Source organism: Zoogloea sp. 1C4, from assembly GCF_009469605.1.
In the GTDB taxonomy this organism is placed as follows: domain Bacteria; phylum Pseudomonadota; class Gammaproteobacteria; order Burkholderiales; family Rhodocyclaceae; genus Zoogloea; species Zoogloea oryzae.
Window position 1 is genome coordinate 87,712 of sequence record NZ_SSXU01000010.1, and the last position, 11,518, is coordinate 99,229.

The window sequence follows — 11,518 nt, forward strand, 5'->3', positions numbered from 1 at the left end:
ACCTTATCCAGGCGCGCGCGTGATCACTTACGAATATCCGCTCAACGAGAGGATCCGCACGCTGTTGAGGCTGGAAGACCTTTTCGAGAAGGTCATGCACTTTGTGCGCGCCGAAGGCTCGCTCGAACACCACGTGGCGCTCGTCACCCTGTTCGAGATCCTCGAAGTCGCGAGCCGTGCCGATCTCAAGGTCGACCTGGTGCAGGAACTCGAACGGCAGCGCCAGATCCTCCTGTCCTTCCGCAACAATCCCCAGATTTCCGAGGAAGCCCTCTCCGGTGCCCTCTACGAGATCGAGCAGGCGTCGGCCTCGCTCCTCGCCATGGCCGGCAAGACCGGCCAGTATCTGCGCGAGAACGAATGGCTGATGAACATCCGCAGCCGCGCGGCGATTCCCGGCGGCGCCTGTGAATTCGATCTGCCGTCCTACCATCACTGGCTCAACCGCGAGGTCGAACTGCGCCGGCGCGATCTGATGTCATGGGTCCAGCCCCTGCTGCCGATCCGCGACGGCCTCGCCATCGTGCTGCGCCTCCTGCGCGCCAGCGGCCGGCCCGAATCCCAGGTGGCCCACCGCGGCGCCTTCCAGCAGACCATGGGTGGGCGCACGGTGCAGATGATCCGTATCCGTCTGCACGGCGGTGCCATGTGCGTGCCGGAAACCAGCGCCAACAAGTACGCCCTCAACATCCGCCTGATGCACGCCGAAACCGTGACCCGACCGGGTCAGGTGGACGTGGATGTGCCCTTCGAGCTGACTTTCTGCAATCTCTGATGACGACGCCCAGCAAGCCCCGCGTGGTCAAGTGTCCGACCTGCGGCACCGCCGTCGAGTGGGTGCCGGAGAACAAATGGAGGCCGTTCTGTTCCGACCGTTGCCGGTTGATCGACTTGGGTGCCTGGGCGACCGATCAGTATCGGGTGGCGGGTGAGACGCCCCTCGACAACGACACTGATCCCCTCAACCGGCCGCACTGAGCGGCCGGTTTTTCGTTTACCCCCAGATCGCCCGGATGCCGGCGATGCCGTGGGCGCCAGCCGCCTTGGCGTCGGACAGGTCGTTCGGCGTGAGCCCGCCCAGGGCGAGCACCGGCAGGGGCAACCGCTCCACCAGCTTGCCGAATGCGTCCCAGCCCAGCCCGGCTTGCCCGGGATGGCTCTGGGTGGGCTTGACCGCGCCGAGGAGCGCGTAATCCAGGCCCAGGGCGGCAGCCTTTTCCAGCTCGGCTCGGTTGTGGCAGGACGCGCCGACCCATTCGAAATCCGGTCTTGCATCGATCTCCGCGAGCCGCCGGGCCGGCAGGTGCAGGCCGTCGGCGCCGATGGAGCGGGCGAGCTCAGCATCATCATTGACGACGACGAGGGCGCCCGCCCCGTGGCAGCGGCCCACTACCGCGTGGGCGAAGGCTTCGCGCTCCGCGGTCGGCAGCGCCGCCTCGCGGAGCTGCACCAGCTTCAGGCCGCCGGCCAGGGCCTCGTCGAGCTGCGCCAGCTGGGCATTGACGCCCGCTTCCGCGGCGTGGGTGATGCCCATCGTGCGGGGCAGGCGCAGGGCTTTGAGGATCGGGCCGTTGGCGGGGAGCATCGGGCCCACGTCCATCGCGTCGGCGTGCTGCCAGGCGAGCGCCGAGTGCACCTTGTCGTGGATGTTGCCACGCCATGCCGGCACCTCGAAGAAGTGCAGGCTCACGTGGGCGTGCTCATACACGTGCTCGCGGGTGATCCACGGCAAGGCCACCTCCACCTTCATGCCCAGCTCTTCGTCGAGTTCGCGGATCAGCGCGTCGCGGGGCGTCTCGCCTGGCTCGACCTTGCCGCCGGGGAATTCCCAGTAGCCCGGGTAGAAGGTGTCCGGCGCGCGCTGGCCGAGGAGGAAGCTGCCGTCCGGGCGGGTGATGATCGCCGCGGCCACATGGACGATCTTGCGAGGTGCCTGGCTCATGATTCAAAGCGCCCGGCGTAGTCGCGGGCGAACTGCCAGGCCACGCGACCGCTGCGGGAGCCGCGCAGCAGCGCCCATTGCAGCGCGTCGCCGCGGGCAGCGGGGATCGCATCCGTCGGCACGCCAAACTCGCCCAGCCAGTGATTCACCACCGCCAGGTATTCGTCCTGGCTGAAGGGGTAGAAGGAGATCCACAGCCCGAAGCGCTCGGAGAGGGATATCTTCTCTTCCACCGCCTCGGCCGGATGCACTTCGCCGTCCACGTGCTTGGTGGCGGCGTTCTCCGAAAAGTATTCGGGCATCAGGTGGCGGCGGTTGGAGGTGGCGTAGATCAGCACGTTGTCGGGCACCGCGGCCAGGGAGCCGTCGAGCACGCTCTTCAGGGCCTTGTAGGCGGGCTCGCCGTCCTCGAAGGAGAGGTCGTCGGTGAACAGGATGAATCGCTCCGGGCGGTCCTGCACCAGCTCGACGATATCGGGCAGGTCGATCAGGTCGTCCTTGTCCACCTCGATGAGGCGCAGCCCGGCGCCGGCGAATTCGTTGAGCAGGGCCTTCACCAGCGACGATTTGCCGGTGCCCCGGGCGCCGGTGAGGAGCACGTTGTTGGCGCGCTTGCCGGCCAGGAACTGGCGGGTGTTGGCGACGATGCGCTCCTTCTTCTCCTCGATGTCCTGCAGGTCGTCGAGGCGGATCTGGTGGGGGCGCGGCACCGGCAGCAGGGCCTTGGCGTTGTTGCGGTTGCGCCAGCGGAAGGCGGTGGAGGCGTTCCAGTCGGGCGGCGCGGCGTCGGCCGGGAGGAAGCGTTCGAGGCGTTCGAGCAGGCGCTCGGCGCGGGAGAGGAACTGGTTGAGGTCAGTCATCGGGGCGGTCTTCCGTGTCGTCCTTCTTCGGGCTGCGCAGGGCGAGGGCGACGATGAGAAGCAGCACGGCGACAAGGCCGAGTTCGAGGCCGACGAGCCACATGGCGCATCCTTTGCAGGCCCGGCCAGGCGGGCCGGTGGTTATACTCGGGCGGGTAATGATTGCCAGCCGCGAGTGTACCCCATCCATGTTCCACCCCTTCCGCTCCGTCTCTGCTTCTCCTGCCCTGTCCCGTCTTTCCGTCACCTGCGCCGCGCTGCTGCTGGCGGCCTGCGCCGGCGCGCCGCGCCCGGTGAGCGGCCCGTCCGCGCCGGTCGTCCAGCCGGCGCACCCGACCCCGGCACCCGCGGTCACGCCGCCGGCCGCTACCGGCGGTGCACCGGCGCCCCAGCCCCTGGCGCGTCCGCTGCAGCCGGCGGCGTGGGCCGATCTGCCGGGCTGGAGCGGTGACGCCATCGACGAGGCCTGGCCGGCCTTCCTGGCGTCGTGCCGGGCCATCGGCCGGCAGGCGGTGTGGGCCGCCAGTTGCGAGGCGGCCCGCGGGCTGGGCGAGCGCCCGGGCGCGTCGGCGGTGCGCAATTTCTTCGAGTCGCGCTTCACCCCGTGGCGGGTGAGCAACCCGGACGGCACCAAGGAAGGCCTCATCACCGGCTATTACGAGCCCCTCATCAACGGCAGCCGCCACAAGGGCGGGGCCTACAATTGGCCGGTGCTGGGTGTGCCGGACGATCTGCTGTCCATCGACCTGAGCGAGGTGCTGCCGGATCTCAAGGGGCAGCGCCTGCGCGGCCGGCTGGTGGGCAAGAAGGTGGTGCCGTATTACTCCCGCGCCGAGGTGGCGCGGATGGCCGACAAGTTCGCGGCCAAGGCCATTCTCTACGCGGACGACGCGGTGGATCTGTTCTTCCTGCAGGTGCAGGGCTCCGGCCGGGTGAAGCTGCCCGACGGCAGCATCGTGCGCATCGCCTACGCCGACACCAACGGCCATCCCTACCAGTCCATCGGCCGCTGGCTGGCCGACAAGGGCGAACTGCGCATCGATCAAGCCTCGATGGACGGCATCAAGAACTGGGCGCGAGCCAACCCCGGCCGCCTGCAGGAGATGCTCAACGCCAACCCGAGCTATGTGTTCTTCCGGGAAGTGCCGAACACCAATGGCGGCCCGGTGGGCGCCCTGGGCCAGCCCCTCACCGACGGGCGCAGCCTGGCGGTGGACCCGCGCAGCATTCCGCTGGGGGCGCCGGTGTTCCTCTCCACCACCCAGCCCAATAGCAGCCAGCCCCTGCGCCGCCTGATGCTGGCCCAGGACACCGGCAGCGCCATCAAGGGCGGCGTGCGCGGCGACTTCTACTGGGGCTTCGGCGCCGAAGCCGGCGCCCAGGCCGGGCGGATGCGTCAGAAGGGCGAGATGTGGGTGCTCTATCCGCGCGATCAGGTGCCGCGCTGAGGTCGAAGCCCAGGGTCGGCGCGTCAGGCGCCGACTTGAAATCGCTTGGCAAACACTTGAACGGTTCCAAATCGGACTTGGGGCTTTGCAAGTTTTACCTGGGCGCGTGTAAGTCAGACTTGGGCCATCCGAAGTCTGACTTTGAAAAACTGCAAGTCCGACTTGGGAGGCCGCAAGCTTTTCTTTGAAGATCGCAAGCGAGACTTGCGCGATTTGATCTCTGGCTTGCGCGCGCAGCACCCAGGCTTTGGTCGGCGGGCGCCAGCGAGCCCACGGCGGGCGTTTCTTTTGCGCGGGGCTGAGCGTAGATCGTAGATTTGTAATAAGTTTTTCGTAAATTCATGGTTTGCCCGCACGGAGCCCCGCGCTACCGTGCGAAGCTGGCGCCTTACCCCAGTCGCCATCCAATCTGCATCCTGGAGACCATCGTGCCCCTTACCGAACTCGTCCATTACTTCAACAAGCGCAACCGGCTCGTCCGCGGTGGCGAGGACGAGGGCTTCCGGTTCGTCGACGGGCAGGTGCGCATGCACTTTGGCGGGCGGGTCTTCGGGACGCGCTTCCAGCCCATCGTCGAGCGTGCTGGCAGCCAGCCGGCCGGGCACGAGGCGCATCTGCACGTGCTGGGCGCTTCTGCCACGCCGGCCCAGACGGTGTTCCTGGAAGCCCGGGACGATGCCGAGCTGGTGCACCTGGATCGCATGGCGCGCACCCTGCATGCCCTCAACTTTTTGCTGGAGCGGGAGCAGCACGGGGGCTTCCTGGCCCTCAATGTGCATCCGCAGCTGATCCGCGCGGTGCGCGACCACCACGGTCATGTTTTCGAGACGGTGCTGGCCCGCTGCGGGCTGACCTCCGACCGGGTGATGCTGGAGCTCTCCGACGACGGCTTCGAGCCCGTCGCGCCGCTGGCCACGGCGATCGCCGAATACCGGGAGCGGGGCTATCGGGTGGCCATCGACAACTTCGGTCGGCATACGTCCGATCTGGAAAGGCTGGAGCAACTGGCCCCCGACGTGGTGAAGCTCGACCGCAGCCTGATCGGCCACGCCGGCCACCTGAGCCTCGCCAAGCGGGTGATGACCGAGCTCTCCGCCGAGGTCCGGCGCCTCGGCATGAGCGTGGTGTGCCAGTGCATCGAGAACCCGCTGCAGCTCGACGTGGCGCGGGAGGCTGGTGTGGATTGGCTGCAGGGCCATCTGCTGGGCCGGCCGGCGGCCCATTGCCTGCCGGTGCCGAGGCCCCGCCGGCCCCGGGCGGCGGCCTGATCCGGCCGGGTCGGCACAAACAAAAGGGCTGCCCGTGGGCAGCCCTTGTTGCGTGGGGCGTCCGAGCTTACTTGCCGGCGGCCTGGTTCATGGCCTGGTCTAGCTGCGCCAGGGGCACGGCGCCGGGCAGGCGGTTGCCGTCGGCGGTGAAGATGGTGGGTGTGCCCGAGACCTTCATCTTCTGGCCGAGGGCCACGTTCTTGTCGATGGCGCTGGTGTCGCAGCTGGCAGCGGCGGCGGCGGGCACCTTGCCGGCGGTCATCCAGTCGTTCCAGGCGGTGGCCCGGTCCCTGGCGCACCAGATGTTCTTCGACTTCTCGGTGGAGTCCGGGCTCAGGATGGGGTACAGAAAGGTGTAGATGGTGGCGTCCTTGAGGCCCTGCATGTCCTTGGCGAGGCGCTTGCAGTAGCCGCAGTTCGGGTCTTCAAAGCTGGCGATGACGCGCTTGCCGTTGCCGCGCACCTGCTTGATGGCCTGATCGAGGGGCAGGGTGGCGAAGTCGATCTTGAGGAGCTGGGCCATCCGCGCCTGGGTGACGTTCTTGCGGGTCTTGGCGTCGATCAGGCTGCCGTCGATGATGAAGCTCACGGTGGCATCGGTGTAGATCAGTTCGCCAGACTTGAGCACCACTTCGTAGAGCCCGCCGTAGGGGGTCTTCTTGACGCTGTCGACGGCCGGGCCGCCCACGAAGGTTTCGAGGTTCTTCTTGACCGAGGCTTCGTCGGTGGCTGCATGGGCGACGCCGGCTGCGAGGAAGAGGGTCGCGAGCAGCGAGCGTACGAAGGGGAATTTCATCCGGGAATCTCCAGGGGCGGCGTGTAGTGGGGTTCAGAAGCGGCCGGCAATGGCGTAGCGGACCAGCGCGTTACGTAAGACAGGCACGCTGTTGGTGAGGTTCAGACCAATGTTGCGCAGGCCCGACAGGATCGGGTCGGCCGGCTTGAACAGGCGGTTGAGGCCGTGGGTGGTGTATTGCAGCAGGGCGGTTTCCTCGGCGCGGGCGCGGGCGTAGGCGCGCAGCACCGGCAACTCGCCCGGATCGCGCCAGGCGGGTAGATCCTTGATCTGCTCGGCCAGCACGCGGGCGTCCTGGTAGCCCAGGTTGATGCCGTGGCCCGACAGCGGATGGATCGCGTGGGCGGCGTCGCCGATGAGCGCGAGGCGCGGGCGCACCGCGGTCTCGACGCGCATCAGGCGCAGCGGAAAGGCCGCGGCGGGGGTGATGAGTTCGAGCTTGCCGAGCCGGTAACCGCCGGCCTCGGCCACCCGGGCGCACAGGGCTTCGGGGGGCAGGGCGACGAGTTCGTCGGCGAGAGCATCCGGGGCCGACCACACCATCGACATCTGCTGGTCGGGCAGCGGGAGATAGGCCAGCACGCCGTCCGGGCGGAACCACTGAAAGGCGGCGTTGCGGTGGGGCTTCTCGCAGCGGAAGTTGGCGACCACGCCTTTCTCGTCGTAAGGAGTGTTGCGGGCGCCGATGCCGGCAGCCTGGCGCACCCACGAGTCGCGGCCGTCGGCGGCCACCACCAGCTTCGCCTCGATCCGCCGACCGTCGGTGAGGGTGAGGCGCGCGGCGCTGTCGTCAATGGCCAGCGCCGCCGGCGAGGCCGGGCAGATCAGGGTGACGTTGTGCTGGCGCTTGACGGTTTCCCACAGCTCGAGCTGCATCAGGCTGGATTCGAGGATCCAGGCGAGCTCGCGCAGGCCGCTGTCGTAGGCCGAGAAATCGAGCCGGCCACCGGCGTCGCCGTGGATCTCCATGTCGTACACCGGCGCCATGCGGGCCGGGTCGAGGTGCTGCCAGATGCCGATCTCGGAGAGGAAATCCACGTTGGTCGGGCTGATCGCGTAGATGCGCGCATCCCAGCCCTCCGGGCGGGCCGGGGGGCGGGTTTCGACGATGCCGACCTTCAGGGTGCTGCCGCGAAGTGCGGCGGCGAGGGCGGCGCCGGCAAGTCCGGCGCCTACGATGAGTACATCGAATTTCATGGCTGATCTCCTGCGCCCCGGATTGTGCCGGACGGCGCAGGGGAAGTCACCCGCGACGGGATGCCGCCGGGCTGGAGCGGATTACCGGGGCGGAAGGGCCGGGGCCGGCGGCGGGGGCGGGTAGTAGTGCGGCACGCCGCCGGCTGCGGCGGGCGCGGGGGCGCGATAGCCGTATCCCGGCAGCTGGTTGCCCTTGGCGTACATGCATTGCTGGTAGGCGATGTCGTAGCGGCGCTGGGCGTCGGCGCCGGCATAGGCGGCCTGGCTGGTGCCGCTGGCGGAGCCGGCCACCATGCCGACCGCCGCTCCGGTGGCCGCGCCGTGGTTGCCGCCGGCAAGGCCGCCCACCGCGGCACCGATGGCCGTGCCGACGATGGCGCTGCCGACCATGTTCTGGGCGGCGGAATCCCGTGGCGCGATGCCGATAGCCTGATCGGCGTAATTGCGGCACTGGCGGTCTTCCATCGAGAAAAGATCAAGGGGCTTGCCGGGAGCGGGCATCACCGCCACCCGCGGGCCGCTGGGCAGGCTGGCACAGCCGGCGAGCAGGGCGAGAGGAATCAACAGCAGCCGGGCGCTGCGGGGCAGACGGGACGGGCGTTCGGGTGTGCTCATGGCTTGGAAGCTCCTTCCGGGCCGGTTGCGGGGGCCGGCGGCGTGGTGCCCTGGGGCGGTGTCCGGGGCTGGGCGGCGACCGGGCGCCACTTTTCGGGGCAGCGCTGGACGTAGGGGTAATAGCCTTTGGCGCTCTCGCAGTAGTACCAGTTCTGGACGTCTGCGGGTGGCGCCGCCTGGCTTTCGCCGGCCGGCGTGGCCGGGACGCTGCGCCAGCCTTCGGGGCAGGTCTGGGTGTAGGGGTAGTAGGCGCGGGCGCTCTCGCAGAAGTACCAGCTCTGCGGCGCTGGAGGCAGATCCGGCAGCACGATGGGGGCTTCCTGCTGGACAACGACGGGCGGTGGGCTGTAATAGGGAGGGTAGAACACCCACGGGGCGCCGACGATCCACCACCCGTTGAAGCCGCCGTGATGGTGCGGGCTGACCCATACTCGTGGTGCCGGACCCCAGCCCGGGCCGCCACGGAAGCGCCCGCCACGGTCGGCGTGAGCCGGAATGGCGACGGCCGTACCCGCCGTGAGGAGCGCCGCGAGCAGTGCCCGTCGGGCGAGCGGCGTCGATCGGCAAAACGGACTTTTCATCGCACGGAACTCCTGTTGTTTACATGCATCATTGCAGCACCGCCTTCGGTGCCGTGTAAGTACCTGTCTGCGCAACTCGTAACGGGATGCGACGGAACCTGGCTGCAGCAAGAATTGCTTACAGGGCAGTTTTCGTCACGCAGCCTTTCCTTGCTCGGATGAATTGAGATGCAAAGTGCGAGACAATATCGTTTTTGATGTTTTTGGTATTTTATGGACGTCCGTAAACTCGTCATCGCCCTCGGGGCGTTGATCCTTCTTGCAGTGGGCATTGTGCTCTACATGCAGGTGGATCAGCCGGTCGATCGGCGTCGCAGCGACCCCGTCATGGCCGCGAAGGTCGAGGTTCAGCACGGCCCTGCGCTTCGTGCGATGGGCGTCCGCAGCCTGGGGGTCGATCCCAAGACCAGCGACGTGGTGGTGGTCTTCAAGGGGGGCGGGCGTCTTGGCCGGCGGGTCGCCGGCCGCCTGCCCGGGCTTGCCAGTGCGGACGGCTGCGGCGAGCTCGATGTTGGCATCTCGGTGGGCGATTCCCTTACTGCCTGGGGAGATTCCAGCGGCCCTTCGTTCTATTCGCGCCTCGACTGCGTGATCGACGAGGTGGTCTCCCGTGCCGCCGAGCTGCGCGACCCGGAGTGACGCGACGGGCTTTTGCCTGCTGAAGCGGCTATACTCCGCGCCGGGAAGTTCGCCAGGCAGTCGCGGTGCGTTCGCGCATCGAGGAAAGTCCGGGCCCCGCAGAGCAGGATGCCGGCTAACGGCCGGGCGCCATACGCCTTCGGGCCAAAGCGACGGAAAGTGCAACAGAGAGCAGACCGCCGATGGCCGCCTCCGGGCGGATCAGGCAAGGGTGAAACGGTGGGGTAAGAGCCCACCGCGGACGTGGTGACACGGACGGCACGGTAAACCCCATCCGGGGCAAGGCCAAATAGGGGGACGTTGAGGCTGCTCGCTGAGTCCCCGGGTAGGCTGCTTGAGCGGCGCGGTAACGCGTCGACCAGAGGAATGATTGCCCGGCGGGCTGGTTTTCGGACCGGTCCGCTCGACAGAACCCGGCTTATCGGCGGACTTCCCCACTTCGCCACACGTTTTTTTCGTTTCCTCCACTTTTCTCCACGACTGAGACTTTTTTCGCGCCAGGCCTTGGTGCGAAACACTCTTTTGCGCTCTGGCGCCTGAAAGCCTTTCGGCTGCCTTTTGGCCGGCTGCGCGACCTGTGAATTCATCCTCAACTTTTGCAATCTCCGCTACTGACGTTGATTTGTAAGCGGATTTCCTACGCGGCCTTGTCCAATTCCTAAGTGCTTGTGGCGAAAAGAGATTTGCTCTGGACCCAACTTGACCGGGTATTTTTTTTGCTCTAAAGTGGGACGAAGTGGACGAAAGTGGGAAAAAGTGAGTTTTTCCGGTTCGTCAGGGTTGGAAAGTGGGGTCTTCAATGTTTCAAGGCGCAGCGGCGCTCAGTCTCGATGCGAAGGGTCGCCTGGCGATTCCGGCGCGGCATCGGGACGCGCTCGCCGAGCTGGCCGGAAACGAGTTGATCCTCACCGCGCATCCCCACCGCTGCCTCCTGATCTATCCCGCTCCCGCCTGGGGGCCGATCCGCGACAAGGTGCTTGCCGGCTCGAGCCTCGATCAGCGTTCCGCCCTGCTCAAGCGTCTGCTCGTGGGTTTCGCCCGCGATGAACAGATGGATTCGGCTGGCCGCGTGCTGATCGCGCCCGAGCTGCGCGGCTTTGCGCAGCTGGAAAAGCAGGTGCATCTGGTGGGGCAGGGCGATCACTTCGAGTTGTGGTCGGATGCGGGCTGGCAGAAACAGCAGGAGGCGATCTTCGCCCTGGGCACGGATCTCATGCCCGCCGGTTGGGAAAACCTGCCGCTGTGAGTACCGCACCGCACATCACGGTGCTGCTGAAAGAGGCGGTGGAAGCGCTGGCGATCAAGCCGGACGGCGTTTACGTGGACGGCACTTTTGGTCGCGGCGGGCATAGCCGGGCGATCCTGGCCCAGTTGGGGCCGGAGGGCCGGCTCATCGCCTTTGATCGCGATCCGCAGGCGATTGCCGCGGGCGAGGCGATCGGTGACGGGCGTTTTGAACTCGTCCATGCGCCGTTCTCGGATTTTGCCGAGGCGCTGGCCGAGCGGGGTGTGGAGAAGGTGGACGGCGTCCTGCTGGATCTGGGGGTGTCGTCTCCTCAACTGGATGAAGCCGGGCGGGGCATGAGTTTTCGCTTTGATGCGCCGCTCGACATGCGAATGGATACGACCCGCGGGATGACCGCGGCGGAGTGGCTGGCAGAAGCGCCGGTCGCCGACATAACCCGGGTACTGAGGGAATACGGTGAAGAACGGTTTGCTTATGAGATTGCAAAGGCGATTGTTGCTGCTCGGGCAGGGGGGCATGTCGCAACCACTGGACAGCTTGCCGCGATCGTGGAAGCGACGGTCTGGAAGCGCGAGCCGGGCCAGCACCCTGCGACGCGCACCTTCCAGGCTCTTCGGATTTTCGTCAATCAAGAGCTTGAGGAGCTGTCGCTAGTCCTGCCGCAGGTTGTGGCAGCACTGGCGGCCGGAGGCCGTCTGGTGGTGATCAGCTTTCACTCCCTTGAGGACCGCATCGTCAAGCGCTTCATGCGCGACGAGTCGCGGCCACCACAGCTTCCGGCGCGGCTGCCGGTGCGTGCCGCCGACATGCCCAAGCCCAAGCTCGGGCTGGTCGGCAAGCAGGTGCGCCCGTCCGACGAGGAGATAGCCGTCAACCCGCGTTCCCGCAGCGCCGTGATGCGCATCGCCGAAAGGCAGGCGGACTGA

The 11,518-nt window shown here is 67.2% G+C and carries 13 protein-coding genes and 1 other RNA gene; 8 read left to right on the forward strand and 6 right to left on the reverse strand.

Going from position 1 to position 11,518, the window contains the following annotated elements; all coding sequences use genetic code 11:
- Positions 1-19: 19 nt before the first annotated feature.
- Together zapD and GH681_RS13570 are read left to right on the forward strand one after the other, a co-directional pair.
- Positions 20-775, forward strand: a complete 756-nt coding sequence (gene zapD, locus GH681_RS13565; protein WP_153161983.1) for a cell division protein ZapD — start codon at positions 20-22, stop codon at positions 773-775.
- Positions 775-978, forward strand: coding sequence for a DNA gyrase inhibitor YacG (locus GH681_RS13570; protein WP_153161984.1), 204 nt, complete (start codon positions 775-777; stop codon positions 976-978). Before zapD ends, GH681_RS13570 begins: the two co-directional genes overlap by 1 nt.
- 16 nt (positions 979-994) lie before the next feature.
- Here GH681_RS13570 and GH681_RS13575 read toward each other — a convergent pair whose 3' ends face one another.
- Both GH681_RS13575 and GH681_RS13580 read right to left on the reverse strand, forming a co-directional pair.
- A complete protein-coding gene (locus GH681_RS13575; protein ID WP_153161985.1) occupies positions 995-1,942 on the reverse strand; it encodes a Nudix family hydrolase in 948 nt (315 codons plus the stop codon).
- Positions 1,939-2,802, reverse strand: a complete 864-nt coding sequence (locus GH681_RS13580) for an ATP-binding protein (protein ID WP_153161986.1) — start codon at positions 2,800-2,802, stop codon at positions 1,939-1,941. The genes GH681_RS13575 and GH681_RS13580 overlap by 4 nt, the downstream gene beginning before the upstream one ends.
- Before the next feature lie 188 nt (positions 2,803-2,990).
- Here GH681_RS13580 and GH681_RS13585 point away from each other — a divergent pair, with 188 nt between their 5' ends.
- Together GH681_RS13585 and GH681_RS13590 are read left to right on the forward strand one after the other, a co-directional pair.
- Positions 2,991-4,250, forward strand: a complete 1,260-nt coding sequence (locus tag GH681_RS13585; RefSeq protein ID WP_228111905.1) for a murein transglycosylase A — start codon at positions 2,991-2,993, stop codon at positions 4,248-4,250.
- A gap of 428 nt (positions 4,251-4,678) precedes the next feature.
- Complete coding sequence (locus GH681_RS13590) at positions 4,679-5,518, forward strand: EAL domain-containing protein (protein ID WP_153161988.1); 840 nt, start codon at positions 4,679-4,681, stop codon at positions 5,516-5,518.
- Between the two features lie 67 nt (positions 5,519-5,585).
- Here GH681_RS13590 and GH681_RS13595 read toward each other — a convergent pair whose 3' ends face one another.
- The 4 genes from GH681_RS13595 to GH681_RS23365 form a co-directional block, all read right to left on the reverse strand.
- Positions 5,586-6,314 carry a DsbC family protein gene (locus GH681_RS13595; protein ID WP_153161989.1) on the reverse strand — a complete coding sequence of 243 codons (729 nt, stop codon included), beginning with the start codon at positions 6,312-6,314 and terminating at the stop codon, positions 5,586-5,588.
- A gap of 33 nt (positions 6,315-6,347) precedes the next feature.
- Complete coding sequence (locus tag GH681_RS13600; protein ID WP_153161990.1) at positions 6,348-7,511, reverse strand: UbiH/UbiF family hydroxylase; 1,164 nt, start codon at positions 7,509-7,511, stop codon at positions 6,348-6,350.
- Between the two features lie 81 nt (positions 7,512-7,592).
- Positions 7,593-8,126 (reverse strand): YMGG-like glycine zipper-containing protein, encoded by a 534-nt coding sequence (locus GH681_RS13605; RefSeq protein WP_153161991.1) that lies wholly within the window; start codon positions 8,124-8,126, stop codon positions 7,593-7,595.
- Complete coding sequence (locus GH681_RS23365) at positions 8,123-8,707, reverse strand: hypothetical protein (RefSeq protein WP_194271237.1); 585 nt, start codon at positions 8,705-8,707, stop codon at positions 8,123-8,125. The genes GH681_RS13605 and GH681_RS23365 overlap by 4 nt, the downstream gene beginning before the upstream one ends.
- Positions 8,708-8,920: 213 nt before the next feature.
- Here GH681_RS23365 and GH681_RS13615 point away from each other — a divergent pair, with 213 nt between their 5' ends.
- The 4 genes from GH681_RS13615 (at position 8,921) to rsmH (ending at position 11,518) form a co-directional block, all read left to right on the forward strand.
- A complete protein-coding gene (locus GH681_RS13615; protein ID WP_153161992.1) occupies positions 8,921-9,346 on the forward strand; it encodes a hypothetical protein in 426 nt (141 codons plus the stop codon).
- Between the two features lie 44 nt (positions 9,347-9,390).
- An RNA gene (gene rnpB / locus GH681_RS13620) (RNase P RNA component class A) lies at positions 9,391-9,783 on the forward strand.
- Between the two features lie 362 nt (positions 9,784-10,145).
- Positions 10,146-10,592, forward strand: coding sequence for a division/cell wall cluster transcriptional repressor MraZ (gene mraZ / locus GH681_RS13625; RefSeq protein WP_153161993.1), 447 nt, complete (start codon positions 10,146-10,148; stop codon positions 10,590-10,592).
- Positions 10,589-11,518, forward strand: a complete 930-nt coding sequence (gene rsmH, locus GH681_RS13630; RefSeq protein ID WP_153161994.1) for a 16S rRNA (cytosine(1402)-N(4))-methyltransferase RsmH — start codon at positions 10,589-10,591, stop codon at positions 11,516-11,518. Before mraZ ends, rsmH begins: the two co-directional genes overlap by 4 nt.